This is a genomic window from Synechococcus sp. LTW-R (genome assembly GCF_014217875.1).
GTDB lineage: Bacteria > Cyanobacteriota > Cyanobacteriia > PCC-6307 > Cyanobiaceae > Vulcanococcus.
The window spans coordinates 1,821,872-1,843,985 of sequence record NZ_CP059060.1 but is presented as its reverse complement, the minus strand read 5'-3'; the positions used below and the strand labels follow the sequence as shown (position 1 = coordinate 1,843,985).

Sequence of the window (22,114 nt, the reverse complement as noted above, 5' to 3'; positions counted from 1 at the left end):
TCTCCCCGCCCGTACACCCTTCCCCTACCCGTAACCCATGGTCGTCGCTCCCGCTTCCGTCGACACGCTTTGCGTCAACAGCATTCGCTTCCTGGCCGTCGACGCGATCAACAAGAGCAACTCCGGTCACCCCGGCCTGCCCATGGGTTGCGCTCCCATGGCCTACACCCTGTGGGACAAGTTCCTCCAGCACAACCCGAAGAACCCGAAGTGGTTCAACCGTGACCGCTTCGTGCTGTCCGCCGGCCACGGCTGCATGCTGCTGTACGCGCTGCTGCACCTGAGCGGCTACGACTCGGTCACGATCGAGGACATCAAGCAATTCCGCCAGTGGGGCTCCAAGACCCCTGGTCACCCCGAAACCTTCGAGACCGCCGGCGTCGAAGTCACAACCGGTCCTCTGGGTCAGGGCATCGCCAACGCCGTCGGCCTGGCCATGGCCGAGGCACACCTCGCGGCCAAGTTCAACAAGCCTGATTGCAAGCTCGTTGATCACACCACCTACGTGATCATGGGCGACGGCTGCCACCAGGAGGGTGTCAGCGGTGAGGCCGCTTCCCTGGCCGGTCACCTGGGCCTGGGCAAGCTGATCGCGCTCTACGACGACAACCACATCACGATCGACGGAAACACCAACGTTTCCTTCACCGAAGATGTGCTGAAGCGCTACGAGGCCTACGGCTGGCACACGATCCACGTCGCCGACGGCAACACCGACCTTGGCGCGATTGCCAAGGCGATTGAAGAGGCCAAGGCCGTCACCGATCGTCCTTCGATGATCAAGGTGACCACCACCATCGGTTACGGCTCCCCTAACAAGGCCAACACCGCCGGTGTGCACGGCGCTGCTCTGGGTGCTGACGAAGCCGCCGCGACCCGCCAGAACCTGGGTTGGAACTACGGCGAATTCGAAGTTCCCCAGGAGTCCTACGACCAGTGGCGCAAGGCCATCGAGCGTGGCGCCGCCGCCGAAGCCGCCTGGAACGCCACCCTGGCTGACTACCGCAGCAAGTACCCCACCGAAGCCGCTCAGTTCGAGCGTCAACTGCGCGGTGAGCTGCCCCAGGGATGGGACGCGAACCTGCCCAGCTACACCCCTGACGACAAGGGCGTGGCCACCCGGATGCATTCCTACAACTGCCTGAATGCCATCGGCCCCAACCTGCCCGAGCTGATCGGTGGCTCCGCCGACCTGACCCACTCCAACCTGACGGACATCAAGGGTGAGTCCGGTTTCCAGAAAGGTGCCGAGGGCAACCGCTACCTGCACTTCGGTGTGCGCGAGCACGCCATGGGCGCGATCCTGAACGGCCTCGCCTATCACGGCAGCGGCCTGGTTCCCTACGGCGGCACCTTCTGCGTGTTTGCTGGCTACATGGTGGGCGCCATGCGCCTATCCGCCCTGAGCGAACTGGGTGTGATCTACGTCCTGACCCACGACTCCATCGGTCTGGGTGAAGACGGCCCCACCCACCAGCCGATCGAGACCCTGGCCAGCCTGCGTTCGATCCCGAACATGCTGGTGATCCGCCCTGGAGATGGCAACGAAACCAGCGGTGCCTACAAGGTGGCTGTGGCGAACCGCCACCGCCCCACCGTGCTGTTCCTCAGCCGTCAGGCGATGGCCAACCAGGGCAACTCCAACGCTGACCACGTGGCCAAGGGTGGCTACATCCTTGAGGACAGCAACGGCACCCCTGACCTGATCCTGATCGGCACCGGCACCGAGCTCGACCTCTGCGTCAAGGCCGCCGCCCAGCTGCGCGCTGAAGGCAAGAACGTCCGCGTCGTCTCCATGCCCTGCGTGGACCTATTCGAAGAACAGGACGCCGCCTACCGCGAGAGCGTGCTTCCCGCCGCTTGCCGCAAGCGCCTAGTGGTCGAAGCCTCCAGCAGCTTCGGCTGGCACAAGTACACCGGCTTCGAAGGCGATACCGTCTCCATCGACCGCTTCGGTGCTTCCGCACCTGGCCCTCTGCTCATGGAGAAGTTCGGCTTCACCGTCGAGAACGTGGTGGCCAAAGCGAAAGCTCTGGGATGATCAACTAGATCAACACGTTGATGCCCTCAAGCCCCGCTATTGGCGGGGCTTTTTTTGGGAAATTCAACCGCACCTGTGCTGCAAGACATCGATGGTCCGGAATAAAAGCCCCGGAGCAATGCCCGGCACACTCTTTCAAAGAGGTACTTATGATATGCGGAGGTGATTCTATATTTCAGCCAGACCTTGCACGCTATATTGCCAAAAGGCCCACAGAACACTCTCACGACAAAGAGGGAATGCTACGTTTCATGCCTAAAAGACGTCGATCACCAGCATAAATAGAGCCAGAGTACAATCTCCGCGAAGGTCTAGGGCTAATCGTAGAAAGTATCAGCCCCCAATAAAGCAAGCATACAAGTTGCATCTACCTCCTGAAAACATATTTGCCGAACTTTTCATGGTCAGTCTTTACGCTATATTCGTCAAGCGAGACGCCGAGACTGACCTCCTACAAGCTTCCTATGGGCTACAAGGAAATTAATTCTAGAGAGGTGAATTCAGCATGTTTATCTGTAGCACAAGAAAGCTACAACCGCGACAGCGGATGAACCCGCGTAGATCTCGAAAGGACTGAAATCTCCAGTCATACTAAAACGCAAAGGCCGATAAAAGCCGCCTCAAGAGAACGCACAAATCCAAACCCAAAGAAACACTTTCCGATATGTTATACGGGTAATCTCCACACAGTTTGAACAGTAAGCATGAAGACCATCAATCAATACCAGAAAGGCACAATTGCTTTGTAGGAGTTATTTCGTGGCAGCTGGGGCGTTGAACTTTTCATGCGAGTTTACCTTCAGCGCTCCATTCTTCTTGCTCCCTATTATCCAAAAACCTTTTCCAAACTTAGTAGTGGTTTGAAGCTGTAGAACTTCGAAATAGTCTGTAAGCTTTTTAAGCCACCATGATGATGGTGCCTGAGTGATATGAGCATTGCGGCCATCAGAGAGATGCTTCATTGCTGGCCCCGTGTGAACAGTCAAGAAGCAGTAGTTTTGCATATTTGCATGAATTTCAGATAACACGTCGTCCAAGCAGTCCAGTTCAACGTGTTCAAGCACATCTATACAACAGACCAGCTGCGCGGGCATTGGTTTGCCGTACTCAGGAAAAGCTGGATCATATGGATTGTATTCTTTAAGGTCAATACCGATATCAACTAAGGACTGAAAAAGCCTTTTCTTCCCGGCACCATAATCAGTCAGTGACGATATACCTAGCTTTTTTATTATCTCACTTACAAGTGGGGCGTAATGCTTGGAGGCAACTCCATAGAAGGGATTTTCATGTAATGCTTTCTGCTCTATGCGGTATGCATCTGTAATAACACTCATGCCAACAAAACCAGAGAGTAAGCAAATCATAGCAGACATACGTAGTAGCTATCATTCACTTCCGTGCTAAGGGAGCATTTCTGTGAGAAGGCTAAGAACGTAATGCCATCAGGCAACCAAAGAATCGTTAGCAATTAAGGGGTAAGCAGCGAGTCAGGGTCTAATTAGTTGATCGACTCGCGTCCTTCCAAGTGGCTAGCCAGAGAAAAGCCAAGGCTTGCTTAACGCAAAGGCTAGACATATCAGCAAAGGAATTAGGCTCTGAAAATGAGATGGAGCATTCTTTGCACAAGCGAGGCGGCCAACCGGCTTACTGTGAGCGATATTTGGCCTGCATAGGATACTTAAAAGGACTTTTTTTGTACTTTTTATATACAGCAAATATGAGCACTGTCAGATCAAGGCTTAGATCAGAAGGCAATACAAACCTATTGACAGGGGAAAACGAGATGCGGTGATAGTTGCCCGAGAAATAGTCTCTATAGCTGGCAAATGACTGCATTTCACACAAGAAGACCTTGATTGGATTACAGCTTGCTAAGTCATAAAAAACAGTTGGATTGGCGCTCCAGAATCCATGATTCGGCGACAAGAAGGGAATATATTGCAACACAAAGCCTCCAGGTCGAAGTATATGGAAGTAGTTTTCGAATACCTTCCCTATATTAAAGCAGTGCTCAGCAGTGCCGCTATCAATTAGTATGTCACAAGATGAGTACAAAGACGGATCTAGGTCATGATTAAGATCGAGCTGATGAAATGATGAAGAGTTGTCACCGGTGCCCGGGGCAATGTCTAGGTATTGAAAATCCCATCCTTCACTGGCACAAAATTTTGGCATGCTGAAAGTGGTATATAGATTATCATCAGGAAGACCATGCCACCTAAGAGTTTCTGGGCTATGAGTCTCAAAGGGTTTTAAGTTCTGTTCGAGGTGACAATCGAGGGAACCTTGTTTGGAAATGATGTCAGGAAAGCCTACGCTAAAAAGCGCACGCGTTGGATGCATTGGTTCATTTCTACTGTTGATCAAGTCAATATATGTTTTAACAATGGTCAAGAAGTGTCCGTTAAAGGCCATTACAGAGCAAGTTGAGCCGGGAGATCAATCAGGGATTGATCATCGAAGCATAAGCTAAATTGATCGTGCAATTCAAGACCATTGGGCACTTCATGCTTTTGGGCGCATATGTCAAGAACGCGAGCTACATAGTCTTTGGCTGACTTCACTGTAAGCAGCTCCACCAGAAAGGAGTTGAAGAGATTAGTGAAGCTAGCTTCATAAGGTGAGACCATGGAAATGATCGGCTTTCCCATATACCCAGCCAGCGCAAGGCTTTGACCAGTGCCAAAAGGAAAAGTATCTAGATAGATATCGAGTTCACAAAGAAAGTCGTAGGAACAGACCCAACCATGAAACTGATGTCTATGTCCCAGGCCATGATTTTCAAAATAGGTCGATATTTCGCGTTCGTGCTGTCCTGTCCAGTGAAAGATAAGCCTATTATCTTGACGAAGTATTTGCACAATTGAATCTAGATAGCTTGGCTGAGCGATTTTTTCGGCTCGTCCAATTACACCAATATTTATTCTGGATCGTGTTTTCAGCGGATTGTTTCTCAAAGACATTTCAGACTGAAATGCTGCTTCTTGAAGCTGGAAAGGTGAAATATCTGGAATCGATGAACGAGTAATTGGCTGGTGGAAGCCATAAATTGGAACTTCCGAACTGATTTTGCATGCATAGTTTTTTCCATAGCCAATATGGTGTGAATTGAAGCGCGGCGACTGAGGGATATCATATTTAAAGCTCACGCTCCGATGAATGGCGCCTGGATCAATTAAAGGGCCAAGCCATTGGTAGACGGGAGGCCCCCACCATATGTATTGCTTAGGTCGGTAGACGTCACGTAATTCTGCCAGCATTTCAACTGCATTACCATCATGTTGAGGAATGCAAGTAAATCCTCGAAGTTCAATCAGATCCTTCCATGGAGTATAGTCAGTGTATTTATACAAGACGGCTATATATAGGTCGTCCGGATTGAACACATCAAAAAAAGCCTTCTGCATAGACACAAGCACCGTGACATGCGCGTCTATACTTGGGTTATGCAAGAGGATTATTGTTTTTCCGAAATACTTTGATTTGTCAGAAGCTTGTGTATTTAGACGATTATTTGCTAACGAAGTAGCCGCAGGTTCTGCTGACCCACCAAGTCTAGTGTATAGATAGTTTTCAACAGTCGACTCTATCGTGGCTTGGTATTTAAGATAGCTATATTGTCCTTCGTTCTCTTTTACCTGAGCATAAAGATCATAGTCATAGTCCATCAACTCCAAGCAGAGCGTGCTCATTTTGCCTTCTGACAGCAGCTTTATTGCATTGGCCTGATCCATTCGGGTTATTATCTATGAATCTCATAATATCATGCTCATAGGTTTGCGGTTGCGGCTTAAAGGTATTTACAAAGGTCGTCACTCTGTGATTAAGACTTTGCAAATCGGCGAAAGGTCGCGCATATGGTCTTACGTCAACATCATGTCGGGAGCAATAATTGGTGCTGACTGCAACATATGTGATAGGTGTTTTGTTGAGAGTGGAGCGATTGTAGGCAACCGAGTTACTATCAAGACAGGAGTGTCTCTTTGGCTAGGAGTTGTGATTATGGATGATGTTTTCATAGGACCTGGGGTATCATTCTGCAACGACTCTTACCCGAGAAGCCGAAAATATAAAGAGCCTGAGATGACAATAGTTGAAGAAGGTTGCAGTATTGGTGCGGGAGCTGTTATCTTGCCAAGTATAAAGATTGGAAAGGGCTCTATCGTTGGGGCAGGAAGCGTTGTAACAAAGTCAGTCGCTCCGCATACAGTTGTTGCAGGGAATCCGGCGAGAGTAATCCGATTATTAGATCAATGAACGTTATGATTCAAATTGGCATAGAGCATAGATCACGTAATCAATCTTTCTTCGTATGCGCCTGACTCATCTGAATCGAGAGTATGGCCTCAGAAACATTTAGCGCTTGTTCTTTGCACTCTTGTTCAATCAGAGTTTATTATTTTTTCATACTAGTCTGCGCATGACAGTGTGTTCTATAGTGGATTAGAGCATCAATCTGCTTGGCGTGCTAATGTCAACAGGATATCAACCTAACCAATTGGAAAAGCTGGCTTTCGTTACTTCATGCGAAGTGTGCGGAAATGACCAACTTTTTGATGCCTTAAATTTGGGACTGCATCCTTTATGCGATGATCTAGTCAAGATTGGAGAACAGAGAAGATGCATCGAATATCCAATTGACATAATATATTGCAGCGAATGCAATACAGCCCATCAAAGGTATCAAGTAAACAAAAAGACGTTGTTCAATCAGGAATATCATTATCGCGCAAGAGTAACTAAGAGCGTGACAGATGGTATGCGAGGCCTTGTAGACGGCGCAGAGCAAAGGTACGGAAGCTTAGCAAACAAGAAAGTCCTGGATATTGGCTGCAACGATGGAAGCCTGCTAGATATTTTCAGGGAGAAAGGATGCATCACCTATGGAGTAGACCCAACTGGCGCAATTCGAGATGCATCGGACCACCACAATTTAGTCAACAGATATTTTGATGACTCTGTCGCCTCAGAACTAAAAAGAACAGTTGGCGACTTTGACTTTATAACATTCACCAACGTTTTTGCGCACATAGAAGACTTGCCAGCATTAATTGCAAATCTGAGGCTCGTTTCTAACGAAAAGACGATAGTTATAATCGAGAATCATTATCTTGGGGATATCATATCAAGGGGGCAGTTTGACACCTTTTATCATGAGCATCCTAGAACATATAGCCACAAGTCATTCGAGTTTATCGCCAAGTCTCTTGGCATGAACATATCAGATGTTGAGTTTGTTAGTAGGTATGGCGGAAACATAAGGGTTCACATAAGTCAAATGCCAAAGCATAACAAACATATCCAAGAAGATCATTTCTTCGATGGCTTAAAGAGCATGAACTCAGATATTGATCATTGGATTAAAAAGACCAGTCAAATGATTGACGAAGAAGTGTCTAAGGGCGGCCCAATGCCTGCAAAGGCATTTCCTGGAAGAGCCGCCATTCTGGTAAAGATGCTTGGTCTTGATGAATCAAAGATCTCGGCAGTCTATGAAATTAAAGGTTCGATCAAGACTGGCTACTATGTTCCAGGGACAAGGATTCCAATCTATCCGGAGAAGGATTTATATGAACTTAAAACACCTCAGCGCAAGATTCTGAACTTAGCATGGCACTTACCCTCTGAAGTTCGCCAGAACTTAAAAAGCAATGGTTATTTCGGAGAGGTTTTAGATGTACGATAAATCCATGATCAAGTTCTTAGATCTTGAATCAATCAATCGCCGGTTCGACCGCCATTTCAAGGATTCATTTGATAAGTTCCTAAAACAATCATGGATAGTTTTATCTGACGAGTTAAAGAGTTTTGAGCATAACTTTGCGAACTATTTAGGCGTTAAGCACTGTATTGGTGTTGGCAATGGATTAGATGCACTGGAGATTGTCTTAGAGTGCTGGAATATTGGCGCTGGAGATGAAGTAATTGTGCCTGCCAACACTTACATTGCTACGTGGCTTGCAATTACGCGAGTTGGTGCTGTACCAATTCCCGTCGAACCTGATATATCTACATTTAATATAGATCCAGAACGAATTGAGGAAAGAGTTACTGATAAGACAAAAGCAATTTTGGTTGTCCATTTGTATGGGCTGCCTTGTGAGATGAACAAGATTAAACAGATTGCGAATAAATATTCTCTCAAGATCTTAGAAGACGCAGCTCAAGCTCATGGCGCATCAGCAAATGGAGTTAGATGTGGAAACCTTGGAGATGCGGCGGCTTTCAGCTTCTATCCCGGAAAGAATCTAGGATGCTTAGGTGATGGAGGAGCCATCAGCACAAATGACGACATCTTGGCAAGGAAAGCTAGACTTACAAGAAATTATGGTTCCGAATTAAAGTATTATAATGATATACCTGGAAGAAACTCAAGGCTTGACGAGTTGCAGGCATCTTTTCTGAATTGCAAATTACCTTATTTAAATGCTGACAACAATCATCGCAACATGATTGCATCTGTTTATATGCAAAACATCAAGGAGGGCGTCAATATTCGATTGCCCGGTAAACCAATTAGTGAATATTACCATGCCTGGCATTTGTTTGTCATTCTTTGCCCATTTAGTGACCAGCTTTCAGATTACCTGCGTGGAATGAATATACAGACAATGAAGCACTATCCATTGCCTCCTTACAAACAAAAGGCCTATGCCGGACTACACATAGATCCAGAGATGTACCCTGTCTCTAACTTTATCCATGACAACTGCCTGAGCTTGCCCATTGGGCCAACAGTTACGTCTGAGCAAGCGCTGTACGTGTGTGCTTGCATTAACGAATTCTCATCGCAGATCTGTTAGCTTTACACGGTATTTGCTGAGGAAACCTCACTGGGCAATTTCTCACTAAACAGTGATCCGGACACATGAATGCCCCAGCTGAAGTGGCTTCCGCTGACACGAGCAAACAGCCCTCGAGGGCGACACGGTATTCGTCGACCGCTTCAGAATTTCCGTCCTCAGCCTTGTCCTAATAGACAGATGAGTCTTCCCTGTCAAGAACGTTGCGGCCTAAGCGAAAGCTCTCTGCAGTCGGTCTCAACGCAATAATTGACCCAACCCCACCGTGACGTTTGTTTAATAATTAACCGCATCATGGAGGGTGCGCAACATCAGTGATCTGGCCATAAAGCCCGGGCTAGCGACCGGGCTGATTGCTTCGAACAGGGAGCTGGAGTTAGATGGCTGCGACTTCGCTATTGCTCTGTTGCTCCGCCAGGACTTTCTCTAGACCCTCAAGATCTTCTTCGGTAATCTTGGTCTGCATCGGGCAATGCTTGGGGCCACACATCGAGCAGAACTCGGCCTGCTTGTAAATATCAGCAGGTAGGGTTTCGTCGTGATACTCCTTGGCCCGCTCGGGATCAAGGGAGAGTTCGAACTGCTTGTTCCAGTCGAAGGCATAACGAGCGCGACTCAACTCGTCATCGCGATCGCGGGCACCGGGACGGTGACGAGCGATGTCAGCAGCGTGGGCAGCGATCTTGTAAGCGATCAGGCCTTCGCGCACGTCCTCTGCATTGGGGAGACCGAGGTGCTCCTTCGGGGTGACATAGCAGAGCATGGCCGTGCCGTGCCAGCCGGCCATCGCTGCACCGATCGCTGAAGTGATGTGGTCGTAACCGGGCGCGATGTCGGTAACCAGAGGACCGAGTACATAGAAGGGGGCCTCGTTGCACTCCTCCATCTGCTTTTTGACGTTGAACTCGATCTGGTCCAAAGGCACGTGACCGGGGCCTTCAACCATGACCTGAACGTCATGCTTCCAAGCGCGGCGGGTCAGCTCGCCGAGGGTCTTCAGCTCAGCCAGCTGAGCGGCGTCAGAGGCGTCGTGCTGGCAACCCGGACGTAGCGAATCGCCTAGGGAGAAGGTGCAGTCGTAGCGCTTGAAGATTTCACAGATGTCGTCGAAGCGCGTGTAGAGGGGGTTCTGCTTGTGGTGATACAGCATCCACTGGGCCAGGATCCCGCCGCCGCGGCTGACGATCCCGGTCAGGCGGCCCTTGACCTTGGGCAGGTGCTCAATCAGCAGACCGGCATGGATGGTCTGGTAGTCAACGCCCTGCTGGCAGTGCTTTTCAATAATGTGCAGGAAGTCATCTTCCGAGAGGCGCTCAATCGAGCCATGGACGCTCTCGAGAGCCTGATACACAGGCACCGTTCCGATGGGGACTGGCGAGGCGTTGATGATCGCTGTTCGCACCTCGTCGAGGTTCACGCCACCCGTGGAGAGATCCATCACGGTGTCGGCGCCGTACTTCACGGCCAGCTGAAGCTTCTTCACCTCTTCGGAGGCATCAGAAGCATTGGGTGAAGCGCCAATATTGGCGTTCACCTTGCACTTGGATGCAATGCCGATGGCCATCGGCTCCAAGTTGGTGTGGTTGATGTTGGCCGGGATGATCATGCGGCCGCGGGCCACCTCTTCCATGACCAACGACTCGGGAAGATTCTCCCGCTTCGCCACATAGGCCATCTCTTCAGTCACCACCCCTTGGCGGGCATAGTGCATCTGGGAGACGTTGGGTTGACCTTTGCGCTGTTCGATCCAGGCGCTACGCATAACCGCTATCGCGTTGGGCGGGGGCGCAACCTGAGTGTCTCTTCTCACTTCCCTGCGCCGGCATGACCCGGATCAGGTTCGGAGGGTCTGATCTCAGCCCCCTCAACGGGAGGCACCCCTAGTGACCCCTTCAACCTAGCAAGGCCAGTTAGCTCAATGCCTCATAGGGTGCTGACAGCACTCTCGGAACCAATCGCTTCCCTGACAGCCATCAGCTGTTTCAACAGCGGCTCCAGTCGGGCGAGTGGAACCATGTTTGGTCCATCGCTCAAGGCCTGATCCGGAGTGGGGTGAACCTCCATGAACAACCCATCGACACCCACCGCAACCGCCGCACGGGCAAGCGGTGCCACAAACTCTCTCTGCCCGCCGCTGCTAGTTCCTTGTCCTCCGGGTTGCTGGACCGAGTGGGTTGCATCAAAGATCACAGGACATCCCATTGCTTTTAGTTGCGGCAGGCTGCGATAATCAACTACCAATGTGTTGTAACCAAAAGAGCTTCCTCTTTCGGTCAGCCAGAGATTCTTTACTCCGCCATCCCGAAGCTTGTTCACAACCTGGGTCATATCCCAGGGGGCCAGGAATTGCCCCTTTTTAATGTTGATTGTTTTCTCTGTTCCTTTGACAGCATCAGCAGCGGCCAGCAGTAAATCGGTCTGCCTGCAGAGGAATGCAGGAATCTGCAATACATCGACCACTTCCGCTACAGGTGGGGCCTGGATGCTCTCGTGAATATCCGTCAACACCGGTAAGCCAAACCGCTCTTTAACCTCGGCAAGAATCTTTAAACCTTCCTGCATGCCTGGTCCGCGGAATGCCCCCCCCGAGCTGCGATTGGCCTTATCAAAACTGGCCTTAAAGATGTAATCGATGCCTAAGCGATCCGTAATCTCCTTCACGTGCTCCGCCACCTGGAGCACCAGTTCACGGCTCTCGATCACACAGGGGCCAGCGATCAAGGTAAAACTCATCAGAGCTGAGGAAACCAATGCAACTCACTCTGCCTGAAAAGTGCTGCGGCGTGTGCCTTCAGCACAATGACTCAGCTAGCCAAGAGCGTTTTGAGATCAGCCGTAATGAGCTCTGGGTGCTGAGACACCACCCAAACCCAGCTCCACGCATTGGCTGGTTGCTCCTCGACACATCCAGGCATGTCAGTGGGCCAGTGGATTTCAGCGATCTCGAGGCATCCCAATGGGGTCTAGCCGTGCAGCAAGCCTCCAGGCTTGTCCAGTCAATAACCGGCTGTGATCGGGTGTATGCCATCGCATTTGGAGAAGGCGCCAGGCATCTCCACCTCCATCTGATCCCACGCTTTGGCCATGACCCTGAAACAGAAGCCTGGTGCGTGGCGGATCTCTACAGGCAAATCGCCCAGAAGCAACACCCGCCCGCAAATCCCGAGGCAATCAAGACCTTTGTCACCAAGGGACGAGAAGTGATCAAGACCTTGGGAGAGTCGCTTTAATCTCCAGAAATGAGCAGGCCTATCCCCATCTTCATTGGCGTTGACCCGCGTGAGCGAGCCGCGACCAACGTCTTGATTGACAGCCTGAGCCAGCACAGCAGTGTGCCCCTAGCGATCACGCCGCTCGTGACCCCGCAGCTCGAAGCGCAGCAGCTCTACTGGCGTCCCCGTGATCCCAAACAGAGCACCGCCTTCTCCTTCACGCGCTTTCTGGTCCCCCATCTGATGGGCTATCGGGGCTGGGCCATTTTCATGGACTGCGACATGCTCGCCCGCGGCGACATTGCCGAGCTTTGGGCATTGCGCGATGAGCAGTTCAGCGTGCAGTGCGTTCAGCACGAGCATGTGCCCGGCGAAACCACGAAGTTTCTCGGTGAAGTTCAGAGCGTCTACCCGAAAAAAAATTGGAGCTCTCTGATGCTGCTTAACTGCAGCCGCTGCGCCGCTCTCACGCCCGAGTACGTCAACAGCGCCAGCGGCCTCGAGTTACACCGCTTCCACTGGCTAGCCGGGGATCACGAGATCGGGGCACTTCCCGATGGCTGGAACCACCTGGTTGCCGTTCAGGAGCCAGCGAAGGCTGAATCAGCATCACTGCTGCACTGGACCCTCGGAGGTCCCTGGTTTCAGGCCCAGCGGACCATGGGTGGGACGCTCGCTGCTGAGTGGTTTGTTGCCCGTGATGAAGCCTTCCGCTTGTTTGAATAATGAATTGTCTAGTCGCCGTTCCAGCTCGCCTGGAATCAAGCCGCCTTCCCAACAAGGTGCTGGCCGACGTTGGCGGCAAGCCGATGCTGCAGCGAGTGCTCGAACGCTGCGCCAAAGCCAACAGACCCTCTGCAGTCGTGCTCTGCACCGACAGCGACCAACTGCTACAAAAAGCCAAAATTTGGGGCTTTGAGGCACTTCTCACAAGCCCCAGCTGCGCCTCAGGCAGTGAGCGCATCGCCTCGGTAAGCGAGCAATTGATCAGCCAATGGGGTGGATCAGCAAAATCGAGCTTGATCATCAACGTCCAGGGCGATCAACCATTCATCGATCCACGCGTGATTGATGCGATGGCTGATGCCTTCATCAATCGGAATCCCACACCCGAGGTATTAACACCGGTGTATCGAATGTCTGCCAAGAACATTCACAATCCCAATGTGGTGAAGACCCTGTTAGCAGCAGATGGTCGGGCCCTCTATTTCTCGCGCTCGGCGATTCCGCATGTGCGCGGGGTCGATCCCAAGCACTGGGGAGAATATGCCAGCTACTGGGGACACGTCGGGATCTACGGCTACCGGGCAGATGTCCTTCAGCAGTGGAACGATCTACCTAATTCACCGCTTGAGCAGATTGAGAAATTGGAGCAGCTCAGGTTGATCGAAGCCGGCATTGAGATCGGCACCTTTCAAGTAGAAGACGAATCGCTGTCTGTTGATACCGCTGAGCAACTCGAACAAGCTAGGGTAATCGCTTCGGCAGAGCTCTAATCGCAATCAGTCATTGCGATCACGCCAGCCCTGCCGGCAGAGCTGTTCCCACTCACCCCGGGATTTCAACAAGCGTTCAGCGAGCTCTCGCACCGCTCCATGGCCACCTTTGCGAATGAGCACCGCATCAGCGCGACGACGCAAGGCTGGTACGGCATCCGCCGGAGCAATCAACAAACCCACTCTGCCCCGTAAGGCCAGATCATTGAGATCGTCTCCGACATAGACAATCTGCTCAGGACCCACACCCACGCGTTGACACAGCTCAGTCAGAGCATGGGGCTTATCCATTGCACCAACAAGGCAGTGACGGATCCCTAGGTGTTGGGCCCTCACTTCTGTGGCGCCGCCGCGGCCGCCGCTCAGAAAAGCCACCTCGATACCGGCGTTCTGAAGCAGGCGGATCCCTAGTCCATCTCGCACATTGAAGCATTTACTCAGCTCACCTTCCGGTCCATAGAAGAGGGAACCATCTGTCAGCACACCATCCACATCGAGGAGCACGAGCTGGATCGTTGCCAAGCGCTTCGTAAGCCCTCTCCAGCGCCATCGAGCCCACATCAACGCAACCCAGCTTGAACGAGATCGTGCAATCGCAGTAACCCTTCTAACTCGCCCGATTCCGCCACCACCGGCAGCACCGCGATCGCCTTACGGCGATTGCGCTCCATCAGCTCCATCGCATCAACAGCCAAAGTGGCGGCTGGAACGGTGATCGGATCAACGGTCATCAGATCGGACGCCTGCAAGTGGGCCCAACCCCCAGATCCAGCCTCTTGCAGCGCCCGGCGCAGGTCGCCGTCCGTAATTAAACCGACAAGCTGAGTGGCGTCCTGCGGGCTAGCAACCCATGAGGCGCCCACACCGGCATCCGTCAAAGCGGCAATGACCTCTTGTAAAGGAGCCGCTGGTGCCAATGACCGCACGCGGGCCACGGGAACCATCAAATCTGCCGCGGTCAGCGTGAGCTTCTTACCCAACGCGCCAGCCGGGTGATTGAGGGCAAAATCCTGAGGCGACACCCCCGAGCGCTCCATCCAGACCGCTGCCAAGGCATCACCAATGGCCATAGCCACAGCGGTGCTCGCCGTCGGTGCCAGATTGAGCGGACAGACCTCGCGATCAACGGAGCCATCCAGCACCACGTCACTGACACGAGCCAAGCTGGATTGAAGACGACCCACCAAAGCAATCGTCGGCGCACCCCGGCGTTTCAGGTGAGGAAGCAGTTGCACCAATTCCTCGGTTTCACCGCTGTTCGAGAGCAGCAAAACAACATCGTCTTGAACGACAACCCCTAAGTCGCCATGGAGCGCATCCAAGGGATTGAGATAGATCGCAGTTAAGCCAATCGATGAGAAGGTCGCGGCAATTTTCCTGGCCACGATGCCGCTCTTCCCGACCCCACTGATCACCAGCTTGCGGCCCTGATCACTGCAATGCTGCAGCAGCTTGAGCGCTGCCTCGACTTGTTCAACACTCAAGCGAGACGCCGTATCGGCGATGGCAGCGGCCTCCTGCTGTAGGCAGCGCGTCAAGGCAGACATGATTTCTGTCATTAACCCTGCAACCCATTCAAGGCTGCCGCGACAACGCGGTGATCGCTGTCCTGCTGCAGACCCTGGAGCACCTCTCGCGCCTCGCTGCTGCCTTCCCGCACCAGGCGACCCAGGATTTCCGTGCCGCCGACGCGCACCGTCCCATCGGCTTCGGCCACGGCGAGCCGCGCTAACTCAAGCAACTGTTCCGGAGCAATCTCAGGGTGCTCGGCCACCGCCGAGAGGATGCTGCAGTGAATCAGCCATTCGGTCTCGGACTGAAACGACTCCAGCAGCAAGGGCCAAGCCCGATCCAGACCGTGACTGACCAAGGCGTTCGCCGCTTCCGCACGCACGGCCACCTCGGAGTCGTGCTTCAAGGTCCGTACCAGCGGCTCCCAACCGGCGGCCGTGGGCTTGTGACCCAAGCCTGAGCAGCTGAGTTGGCGCAAGATCATGTCGCTCTGCTCCAGCCCCAACAGCAGCAGCGGTTCCGCCTCTTCGGCACTGGCATGAACCAGGCTTGCCAGCGCAGGACGCGCCTTGCCGGGGTTGTCCGAGGCAATCGCCTCGCGCAGTTCGTCGACGTTCATCGGCCCAGTTTGCCTCTACTGCTCGTCCCTGAGGATGCCGAGAATCGAGCGGCGCCGGCGACGCCAACTCCAGGCGCTCTGGAGCAAGAGAGCCAAGCCGATCAACAGGGCCGGCAGGGCCTGCAGGCGATCCGGACCTTGACGCAGTAAGACGCCGAGCAGCCCCAGCACCACCAAAAGCAGGGTGGAGCACGCCAGCAGATCTCGTCCGAGTCGACTTATGGGGGTCATGCCGCGGCCCGCTCCAACCAGCGCAACAGACTTGCGCTCAGGACCTCGACGCCAACGGCCACTGAGGCCTCATCGGCAGCAAAGGTGTTGCTGTGCAGCGGTGTGCAGCCATTGGGTCCCGCCACACCCAAACGGAACATCGTGCTCGGGGTCTCCCGCTGCAACTCCGCAAAATCCTCAGCCCCAAGCGATGGCTGCTCAAGCCACTCCACCTGGGGACGTCCCAGCAGGGCCACCGCTTCATCCGCCAGAAGCTGGGTGAGCTCAGCGTCGTTGTGAACCGGTGGCGAGATGCAGCGGTAGCGCACCCGGGCCTCGCCGCCATAGCCCTTACAGATGGCCTGGACGGTCTCCTCAATCCATCCCGGCAACTGGGCATGGAGGTCTAGATCCAGGCAACGGACCGTTCCCAGCAGGCGCACGTGATCGGCGATCACGTTGAAGGCTTTCCCCCCTTCAATCCGGCCAAAGCTGACCACCACAGGATGCAGGGCATCCAGCCTGCGGCTGATCGCCTCCTGCAAGCCACTCACCACCCGTGCCGCAATCCAGATGGCATCGGTGCTCTGGTGGGGACGGGCCCCATGGCCTCCCTCGCCCAAGACCTCCACCTCCAACTCGCCCGCCGCCGCCGTCAAGCTGCCACTGCGCACCCCAATCGTCCCCACCGGCAGGCTCGGGAAAACGTGCACCCCAAACAGAGCGTCCACCCCCTGCATCGCCCCATCGGCCACCATCCAGGCTGCCCCTTGGGCGGTCTCCTCCGCCGGTTGAAACAGCAACCGCACCTTGCCGCCCAGCCGCTCGGCCAAGGGCCCAAGAATCCGAGCCACCCCCAACCCCACCGTGGTGTGGATGTCGTGGCCGCAGGCATGCATCAAGCCCTGATTCAACGAGGCATAGGGCAGGCCCGTGCGCTCCTCAACCGGCAGCGCGTCCATGTCCACCCGCAGGGCCACCACGGGACCACTGCCTGAACCCAGTTCAGCCACCACCCCGGTGCGGCCAACGCCTTCCTGGACCCTCCAGCCCAACTTGCGCAGCTCACCGGCCACCAACGCGGCGGTCTGGTGCTCGTTGCCGCTGAGTTCCGGATGGGCATGCAAATGCCGCCGGATGGCCAGCAGCTCCTGCTGGGCGGCTTGGACATCCGCCTTGAGCTGATCGCAGGAGAGCAGATCGGGCATCAGCTGCTCAGGGCCAAAAAGTCAGACAGCGCTTGGGTCGGAACCGGCGGCCAGCGCCGGATCTCTAAGAGCCATTCTGGCTGGCGATAACGGGGATCCAAGCCCGCAGCCGAGGCCCAATGGCTCTCGGCTTCCCCGGATTCACCCTTGCGCCACAACAAGGCGGTCAATGCGGCCCTGGCATCGGCAAAGAGGGGATAGCGGCGAATGATGTTGCGCAACTCCTTCTCCGCCAGGTCCAGATCGCCCAACTGAAAGTCCGCCAAGGCCGCACTGGAGCGGGCCATCGCAAAGCCGGGACGTTCCTGGGAGGCCTGCTCAAAACTGTCCCGGGCCTGCTGCCAATCGCCTTTGGAACCCTGGACATTGCCCAGGTTGTAGAGAGCCGAGGCATCGGGGCCACGCTCGAGGATCCAGCGGTAATCGGCTTCAGCGGCGTCCCACTGCTTCAGGGCTTCTTCGGCAGTACCGCGGTTCAGATGGGGATCAGCGTTGCTGGAATCCAGCTCCATCGCCTTGGTCTGATCGGCAATGGCCGCCTCGGGATCCCCGAGGGCCAGCTGGATGTTGCCGCGATTACTCCAAGCCGCCGCGTCCTCCGGAGCCAGCTCCAGCACCTGATTCCAAAGGTCGAGCGCCTGGGGGAAGGCCCCCTCGCGACTGGCCGTCAGGGCCTGATCAAAGAGTTGAGGCAGGCTCAGCTGCACCGCCAGCAGAAGCGCGAACAGTGCCGTCATGCCGCCTGATCCTGCAGGTGATCAATGCCGGCCTGGGTAATGACGCGCCCGCGGGGGGTGCGCTGCAACAGGCCCTGCTGCAACAGGAACGGCTCCACCACCGATTCCAGGGTGACGGGGTCTTCCCCCAAGCCAGCCGCGAGGGTGTCGAGGCCCACCGGTCCACCGCCATAGCCGCTGTGGAGCAGGTCCAACAGACGCCGGTCGCTGGCATCCAAGCCGCGGCCATCCACCCGATGCAGGCTCAAGGCCTGCTGCACCAACTCGGCACTCACCCGCGCATGGCCACCAACAGAGGCGACATCGCGCACCCGACGCAGCAGGCGATTCGCGATCCGGGGGGTGCCCCGGCAACGGCGGGCCACCTCGAGGGCCGCCTCTTCCGCCAAGTCGAGTTGAAGCAAACCGGCGGCCCGCTGCACGATCGCCTGAAGGTCTTCCAGTCCGTAGAACTCCAGCCGCTGGATCAGACCAAAGCGATCCCGCAGCGGAGAACTCAACGAACCCGCCCGCGTCGTCGCCCCCACCAAGGTGAAAGGAGCCAAGGGAATCGTTCGGGTGCGGGCCGTCGTGCCCTTGCCGACGGTGAGATCGAGGCGAAAGTCCTCCATCGCCGGGTAGAGCAACTCTTCGGCCACCCGGGTCAGGCGGTGAATTTCGTCGATGAACAGCAGCTCCCGGGGCTGCAGATTCACGAGCAATCCAACGATGTCACGGGGGCGCTCCAACGCCGGGGCACTGGTGATGCGGCAACGCACCCCCAACTCCTCGGCCAAGACCATCGCCATCGTGGTCTTGCCCAACCCGGGGGGGCCATAGAGCAAGACGTGATCGAGGGCTTCATCCCGCGCTTGGGTGGCCTCAATCGCAATCCCAAGAACCTGTTTGAGCTCGCTCTGGCCGATGTAATCCGCCAACTGCTTAGGCCGGAGCGAATCTTCCCGCTGCAGCGGCTTCTCTTGCTCGCTCACAGCGGGATCGACCAACCTCGGGGCCGGCTCGCGCGGCGCTGTTGATCCCGAAGAGACGATGGCCATCGCCCGAGGGTATCGGCAGGGGACGGCCGCCGGCCAGCGGGTCCATCCCTAGGGTCGGTGGACCTGGATCACAGCGCCATGGCCAAGGGCGGGGGCAAAAAGAACGCCAAGGCCCTTCGGGAAGCCGCCAACAAACTGCTGGCGGACAACCGCTTCGCACGGCATCAGTACGAAATTCTGGAAACGCTGGAGTGCGGCGTTGAGCTGATGGGCACCGAAGTCAAGTCCATCCGAGCGGGCCAAGTGAACCTGCGCGATGGCTTCTGCCTGATCCGCAAAGGGCAGCTGCAACTGCACAACGTCCACATCTCACCCCACACCCACGCCGGCGCCTACTTCAACCACGAACCCCTCCGAACCCGTCGCCTGCTCGCCCACCGCAAGGAGATCGACAAGCTGCGGATCGCCGTGGACCAGAAGGGCCTCACCTTGATTCCCCTGAACATCCACCTGAAGGGGTCCTGGATCAAGGCGACCATTGGCGTGGGCAAGGGCCGCAAGCTCCATGACAAGCGTCAAGAGGAGCGGCGCAAGCAGGACATCAAGGACGCCAAAAAAGCCATCTCCCGCTACTGAGTTGGATCCACACGCAGGGAGAGGGTCAGGCTCGCCGACGACAGACCGTCGTTGCTGATCAAGACCTGAACTGGGGAGCGTTTGACCTCCCCCAGGCTCACCACCCGCAGCGGACCACGGGCTTCCAGCAGCTGACCATCCGCCGCGAACACACTCATCTGCATCAACGGGGAGCCCTTGACCCCCAGGACCAGGCGACTGCCCGACGGCACCTGAATCGGGAAGACCCGGGCACCACCCGCCGGGACCCTGGCGGAGATGGTTTTGGTGCTGTTGCGCTGCCCTTTGATCAACTCGATCTGCAGGTTGCCAAGGGCCTGCTCGGCGGCGGCGTACCAGAGCTGGCGAAAGGGCTCCGCGGGGATCTCAGCGGCCTGGGGTCCGTTCAGCAGGTTCAAGGCACTGCCCGAGACGAGCTTCTGCACCACCTCCGGACTCAGCCCCTGGGCCACAAGGCCCTGTTGGCGCCGGTTCCAATCGGTGGCCGTCAGGTTGCCCAAGCGGGGGCGTAGCGGCAGGGGTAGCTGCTCCACACGGCTTAGCCAGTCTTCGGCCAGTTCGCTCCAGACCTTGCGCAGGGGAGCATCCGCTTGGCTATCGGAGGGCAGCCGGCCGCCGCGCTCCAGGAAGCTCGCGTCCACCAACTTGAGGAACCAACGCCGATCGACCTGCAGGGCCCGGAGGCGATTCAGTAGCTGCTCGCGCTGGTTGATCTCCGCCGCCGGCAAGCTCGAACGCAGCCGAAAACTCGGGAGCGCCGTCGGGCCCGTGACCTTGCCTCGGCTCAACAGCAACCAACCCACCGCCGTCCCCACCAGCGCGGCCAGGACCAGGGCAACGACCACTGGCCAGAGCCGACCTTCCGCGTCCTGCTCCTGTTGACGCTTCCGTCTTCGGGACGGGGTCGAATGGCGCACCACCGCTGGCGCAGTGGCAACAGGCGTGAACTGTTGAAAGGCGGCGAGGGCAGCGGCGGCAGAGGGGAAACGCAACGCCGGCTGATCGCTGCTCAAGGCCTGGAGCGGCCCAATCGAGGCCAAGGCGGATGGGGCCTGGTCCGCCAGCAAGGTTTGGGCCAACTCAGCGATGGCCAGCAGATCGCGCTGGGGATCCCAAGGGGCTGGCTGCTCCAGCGCCAAGGGAACCGTCAGACCATCCGGCGATCGCCGCAGAATGTGAGCCGGTGACCAATCCGCGCAGGACAGACGCTGGCTATGCAGCTGGGCCAGAACCGGCAACAGCTGACGCAGCAACACCAAGACGTCCTCCAGCGAGAAGGTCTCGCCGGCATCCAGCAGGGCCTGCAGGGTCTCTCCCTCCTGCCAGGGGCGAGGCAGCCAGAGGGCCTCACCGGTGTTGATCAGATCCCCAAAACGAGGCAGCTGGGGATGCAAGACCCTCTGGAGCTGAAGCCAGCGCTTGCTCAGTTCCTCCCCTTGCTCCTCCGTCAGTTCACTCAGGACAGTGAGATGGGTCGGCGCATCGGCAGCCGCCTGATCCAAGGCCAACCAGCGGTCATCCGACAGGGAACGCTCCAAGCGGTAGCGACCGCCGATAAGCGCTCCCGGCTCCAAACTCGGATCGTCTTCCACCAACGTGGATCAGGCCGCGCGCTCAGGTTGCTGCAGACCTTTGCCCTTCAGCCACTCAGCGTCATAAAGCCGTGACCGATAGCGATCTCCGCTGTCGCAGAGGACCGTGACGATGGTGTGGCCCGGCCCCATGCGACGGGCTGTCTCGACGGCTGCGGCCACATTGATGCCGACGGATCCGCCCAGGAACAGACCCTCCTGCCAAAGCAGGTCGTAAATCGTCTGGAGCGCATCCTGATCGTGGATCCGGACCGCGTCGTCCACCGGAGCTCCCTCCAGGTTCGCGGTCACGCGGCTATTGCCAATGCCCTCCGTGATCGAGTTGCCCTCGCTGCTGAGTTCGCCGCTGGTGGCCCAGCTGTACAGGGCGCTGCCATGGGGATCCGCCAGGACACAGCGCAGCTGTGGCTTTTGCTCCTTCAAATAGAGCGCCACACCGGCATAGGTGCCGCCAGTGCCCGTGGCAGCCACCCAGGCATCCACCTGGCCGCCGGTTTGCTCCCAGATCTCCGGACCCGTGGTCCGGTAGTGGGCGCGGCGGTTGGCGAGGTTGTCGAACTGATTGGCCCAGACCGCCCCCGGGATCTCTTCCGCGATGCGGCCCGAGAGGCGGACGTAATTATTGGGGTCCTTGTAGGGAACGGCGGGAACGGTGCGCACCTCGGCCCCCAGGCTACGCAGCAGACCGATCTTCTCCGCGGATTGGGTCTCCGGGATCACGATCACCGCCCGGTAACCACGGGCATTGCAGAGGTGCGTCAGGCCAATCCCGGTGTTACCCGCCGTGCCCTCGACCACGGTGCCGCCAGGTTTGAGGACGCCCTGCTCTTCGGCCTCCAACAGAATCCCGAGGGCCGCCCGGTCCTTGACCGACCCGCCCGGGTTCATGAACTCAGCCTTGCCGAGGATCTCGCAGCCGGTCAGGGCACTCAGGGCGTTCAGACGAATCAGCGGGGTCTGGCCCACCGCACCGACAAAGCCGGATGCAATCCCCGGAGTGCTGGCGCCCATGCCCGTCCCTGCGTTGCAGTGATCGTAGAAGCGTTGATGCAACAGGGTTGGGCTTCT

The 22,114-nt window shown here is 56.1% G+C and carries 21 protein-coding genes, 1 pseudogene and 1 riboswitch; of the genes and pseudogenes, 8 read left to right on the top strand and 14 right to left on the bottom strand.

Annotation, left to right across the window (positions count from 1 at the left end; translation table 11 throughout):
• Positions 1-37 precede the first annotated feature (37 nt).
• Positions 38-2,041 carry a transketolase gene (gene tkt, locus H0O22_RS10255; RefSeq protein ID WP_185186564.1) on the top strand — a complete coding sequence of 668 codons (2,004 nt, stop codon included), beginning with the start codon at positions 38-40 and terminating at the stop codon, positions 2,039-2,041.
• A 752-nt stretch (positions 2,042-2,793) separates the two neighbouring features.
• Here the strand turns inward: tkt and H0O22_RS10250 are convergent.
• The 3 genes from H0O22_RS10250 to H0O22_RS10240 all read right to left on the bottom strand — a co-directional run bounded on the left by H0O22_RS10250 (position 2,794) and on the right by H0O22_RS10240 (position 5,778).
• A complete protein-coding gene (locus tag H0O22_RS10250; protein ID WP_185186563.1) occupies positions 2,794-3,417 on the bottom strand; it encodes a hypothetical protein in 624 nt (207 codons plus the stop codon).
• Positions 3,418-3,688: 271 nt separating this feature from the next.
• Complete coding sequence (locus H0O22_RS10245; RefSeq protein ID WP_185186562.1) at positions 3,689-4,459, bottom strand: hypothetical protein; 771 nt, start codon at positions 4,457-4,459, stop codon at positions 3,689-3,691.
• Positions 4,459-5,778, bottom strand: coding sequence for a hypothetical protein (locus tag H0O22_RS10240; RefSeq protein WP_185186561.1), 1,320 nt, complete (start codon positions 5,776-5,778; stop codon positions 4,459-4,461). The genes H0O22_RS10245 and H0O22_RS10240 overlap by 1 nt, the downstream gene beginning before the upstream one ends.
• Before the next feature lie 397 nt (positions 5,779-6,175).
• On the opposite strand from H0O22_RS10240, the pseudogene H0O22_RS13465 reads away from it, so the two are divergent.
• The 3 genes and pseudogenes from H0O22_RS13465 to H0O22_RS10225 form a co-directional block, all read left to right on the top strand.
• Positions 6,176-6,283, top strand: a pseudogene (locus H0O22_RS13465) (hypothetical protein); the annotation flags it as partial.
• A gap of 259 nt (positions 6,284-6,542) precedes the next feature.
• Positions 6,543-7,730 (top strand): class I SAM-dependent methyltransferase, encoded by a 1,188-nt coding sequence (locus tag H0O22_RS10230; RefSeq protein WP_185186559.1) that lies wholly within the window; start codon positions 6,543-6,545, stop codon positions 7,728-7,730.
• The gene (locus H0O22_RS10225; protein WP_221625484.1) at positions 7,720-8,847 is read left to right on the top strand and encodes a DegT/DnrJ/EryC1/StrS aminotransferase family protein; all 1,128 of its coding nucleotides are present in this window, start codon (positions 7,720-7,722) and stop codon (positions 8,845-8,847) included. Before H0O22_RS10230 ends, H0O22_RS10225 begins: the two co-directional genes overlap by 11 nt.
• 376 nt (positions 8,848-9,223) lie before the next feature.
• On the opposite strand, the gene thiC is transcribed toward H0O22_RS10225, so the two are convergent.
• Together thiC and kdsA are read right to left on the bottom strand one after the other, a co-directional pair.
• Positions 9,224-10,609: a phosphomethylpyrimidine synthase ThiC gene (gene thiC, locus H0O22_RS10220; protein WP_185186558.1), complete on the bottom strand. Its 1,386-nt coding sequence runs from the start codon at positions 10,607-10,609 to the stop codon at positions 9,224-9,226.
• A 32-nt stretch (positions 10,610-10,641) separates the two neighbouring features.
• Positions 10,642-10,739, bottom strand: a riboswitch (TPP riboswitch).
• Positions 10,740-10,770: 31 nt separating this feature from the next.
• Positions 10,771-11,580 (bottom strand): 3-deoxy-8-phosphooctulonate synthase, encoded by an 810-nt coding sequence (kdsA, locus tag H0O22_RS10215; protein WP_185186557.1) that lies wholly within the window; start codon positions 11,578-11,580, stop codon positions 10,771-10,773.
• 17 nt (positions 11,581-11,597) lie between these two features.
• Here kdsA and H0O22_RS10210 point away from each other — a divergent pair, with 17 nt between their 5' ends.
• The 3 genes from H0O22_RS10210 to kdsB are packed head-to-tail and all read left to right on the top strand — an operon-like array spanning position 11,598 to position 13,555.
• On the top strand, positions 11,598-12,077 hold the full coding sequence (locus tag H0O22_RS10210; RefSeq protein WP_185186556.1) for an HIT family protein: 480 nt from the start codon (positions 11,598-11,600) through the stop codon (positions 12,075-12,077).
• A 9-nt stretch (positions 12,078-12,086) separates the two neighbouring features.
• Positions 12,087-12,785, top strand: a complete 699-nt coding sequence (locus H0O22_RS10205; protein WP_185186555.1) for a hypothetical protein — start codon at positions 12,087-12,089, stop codon at positions 12,783-12,785.
• Entirely contained in the window at positions 12,785-13,555 is a 771-nt protein-coding gene (kdsB, locus tag H0O22_RS10200) for a 3-deoxy-manno-octulosonate cytidylyltransferase (protein ID WP_185186554.1), read from the top strand. The genes H0O22_RS10205 and kdsB overlap by 1 nt, the downstream gene beginning before the upstream one ends.
• Positions 13,556-13,561: 6 nt before the next feature.
• Here the strand turns inward: kdsB and H0O22_RS10195 are convergent, their stop codons facing one another.
• Genes H0O22_RS10195 through ruvB form a run of 7 tightly spaced genes read right to left on the bottom strand, consistent with a single transcriptional unit; the run spans position 13,562 to position 18,878 of the window.
• The gene (locus tag H0O22_RS10195; protein WP_185186553.1) at positions 13,562-14,116 is read right to left on the bottom strand and encodes an HAD family hydrolase; all 555 of its coding nucleotides are present in this window, start codon (positions 14,114-14,116) and stop codon (positions 13,562-13,564) included.
• Positions 14,116-15,102: an SIS domain-containing protein gene (locus H0O22_RS10190; RefSeq protein WP_185186552.1), complete on the bottom strand. Its 987-nt coding sequence runs from the start codon at positions 15,100-15,102 to the stop codon at positions 14,116-14,118. The genes H0O22_RS10195 and H0O22_RS10190 overlap by 1 nt, the downstream gene beginning before the upstream one ends.
• 11 nt (positions 15,103-15,113) lie before the next feature.
• Positions 15,114-15,686, bottom strand: a complete 573-nt coding sequence (locus H0O22_RS10185) for a HEAT repeat domain-containing protein (protein WP_185186551.1) — start codon at positions 15,684-15,686, stop codon at positions 15,114-15,116.
• A gap of 15 nt (positions 15,687-15,701) precedes the next feature.
• Positions 15,702-15,917, bottom strand: a complete 216-nt coding sequence (locus tag H0O22_RS10180; protein WP_185186550.1) for a DUF3188 domain-containing protein — start codon at positions 15,915-15,917, stop codon at positions 15,702-15,704.
• Positions 15,914-17,104: an amidohydrolase gene (locus H0O22_RS10175; RefSeq protein ID WP_185186549.1), complete on the bottom strand. Its 1,191-nt coding sequence runs from the start codon at positions 17,102-17,104 to the stop codon at positions 15,914-15,916. The genes H0O22_RS10180 and H0O22_RS10175 overlap by 4 nt, the downstream gene beginning before the upstream one ends.
• Positions 17,104-17,841 carry a tetratricopeptide repeat protein gene (locus H0O22_RS10170; protein WP_185186548.1) on the bottom strand — a complete coding sequence of 246 codons (738 nt, stop codon included), beginning with the start codon at positions 17,839-17,841 and terminating at the stop codon, positions 17,104-17,106. The genes H0O22_RS10175 and H0O22_RS10170 overlap by 1 nt, the downstream gene beginning before the upstream one ends.
• On the bottom strand, positions 17,838-18,878 hold the full coding sequence (gene ruvB / locus H0O22_RS10165; protein WP_185186547.1) for a Holliday junction branch migration DNA helicase RuvB: 1,041 nt from the start codon (positions 18,876-18,878) through the stop codon (positions 17,838-17,840). Before ruvB ends, H0O22_RS10170 begins: the two co-directional genes overlap by 4 nt.
• 78 nt (positions 18,879-18,956) lie before the next feature.
• On the opposite strand from ruvB, the gene smpB reads away from it, so the two are divergent.
• Positions 18,957-19,454, top strand: a complete 498-nt coding sequence (gene smpB, locus H0O22_RS10160; RefSeq protein ID WP_185186546.1) for an SsrA-binding protein SmpB — start codon at positions 18,957-18,959, stop codon at positions 19,452-19,454.
• Here smpB and H0O22_RS10155 read toward each other — a convergent pair.
• Positions 19,448-21,046 carry a serine/threonine protein kinase gene (locus H0O22_RS10155; RefSeq protein ID WP_255439283.1) on the bottom strand — a complete coding sequence of 533 codons (1,599 nt, stop codon included), beginning with the start codon at positions 21,044-21,046 and terminating at the stop codon, positions 19,448-19,450. The genes smpB and H0O22_RS10155 overlap by 7 nt on opposite strands.
• Positions 21,047-21,055: 9 nt before the next feature.
• The gene (locus H0O22_RS10150) at positions 21,056-22,057 is read right to left on the bottom strand and encodes a cysteine synthase A (RefSeq protein ID WP_185186544.1); all 1,002 of its coding nucleotides are present in this window, start codon (positions 22,055-22,057) and stop codon (positions 21,056-21,058) included.
• Positions 22,058-22,114: the final 57 nt, after the last annotated feature.

Excerpts from the sequence above, each read along its gene's own strand:
- tkt (WP_185186564.1), top strand. The coding sequence starts at position 38 with ATGGTCGTCGCTCCCGCTTCCGTCGACACGCTTTGCGTCAACAGCATT.
- H0O22_RS10250 (WP_185186563.1), bottom strand. The coding sequence starts at position 3,417 with ATGTCTGCTATGATTTGCTTACTCTCTGGTTTTGTTGGCATGAGTGTT.
- H0O22_RS10245 (WP_185186562.1), bottom strand. The coding sequence starts at position 4,459 with ATGGCCTTTAACGGACACTTCTTGACCATTGTTAAAACATATATTGAC.
- H0O22_RS10240 (WP_185186561.1), bottom strand. The coding sequence starts at position 5,778 with ATGGATCAGGCCAATGCAATAAAGCTGCTGTCAGAAGGCAAAATGAGC.
- H0O22_RS10225 (WP_221625484.1), top strand. The coding sequence starts at position 7,720 with ATGTACGATAAATCCATGATCAAGTTCTTAGATCTTGAATCAATCAAT.
- thiC (WP_185186558.1), bottom strand. The coding sequence starts at position 10,609 with ATGCGTAGCGCCTGGATCGAACAGCGCAAAGGTCAACCCAACGTCTCC.
- kdsA (WP_185186557.1), bottom strand. The coding sequence starts at position 11,580 with ATGAGTTTTACCTTGATCGCTGGCCCCTGTGTGATCGAGAGCCGTGAA.
- H0O22_RS10210 (WP_185186556.1), top strand. The coding sequence starts at position 11,598 with ATGCAACTCACTCTGCCTGAAAAGTGCTGCGGCGTGTGCCTTCAGCAC.
- H0O22_RS10205 (WP_185186555.1), top strand. The coding sequence starts at position 12,087 with ATGAGCAGGCCTATCCCCATCTTCATTGGCGTTGACCCGCGTGAGCGA.
- kdsB (WP_185186554.1), top strand. The coding sequence starts at position 12,785 with ATGAATTGTCTAGTCGCCGTTCCAGCTCGCCTGGAATCAAGCCGCCTT.
- H0O22_RS10195 (WP_185186553.1), bottom strand. The coding sequence starts at position 14,116 with ATGTGGGCTCGATGGCGCTGGAGAGGGCTTACGAAGCGCTTGGCAACG.
- H0O22_RS10190 (WP_185186552.1), bottom strand. The coding sequence starts at position 15,102 with ATGTCTGCCTTGACGCGCTGCCTACAGCAGGAGGCCGCTGCCATCGCC.
- H0O22_RS10185 (WP_185186551.1), bottom strand. The coding sequence starts at position 15,686 with ATGAACGTCGACGAACTGCGCGAGGCGATTGCCTCGGACAACCCCGGC.
- H0O22_RS10180 (WP_185186550.1), bottom strand. The coding sequence starts at position 15,917 with ATGACCCCCATAAGTCGACTCGGACGAGATCTGCTGGCGTGCTCCACC.
- H0O22_RS10175 (WP_185186549.1), bottom strand. The coding sequence starts at position 17,104 with ATGCCCGATCTGCTCTCCTGCGATCAGCTCAAGGCGGATGTCCAAGCC.
- H0O22_RS10170 (WP_185186548.1), bottom strand. The coding sequence starts at position 17,841 with ATGACGGCACTGTTCGCGCTTCTGCTGGCGGTGCAGCTGAGCCTGCCT.
- ruvB (WP_185186547.1), bottom strand. The coding sequence starts at position 18,878 with ATGGCCATCGTCTCTTCGGGATCAACAGCGCCGCGCGAGCCGGCCCCG.
- smpB (WP_185186546.1), top strand. The coding sequence starts at position 18,957 with ATGGCCAAGGGCGGGGGCAAAAAGAACGCCAAGGCCCTTCGGGAAGCC.
- H0O22_RS10150 (WP_185186544.1), bottom strand. The coding sequence starts at position 22,057 with ATGGGCGCCAGCACTCCGGGGATTGCATCCGGCTTTGTCGGTGCGGTG.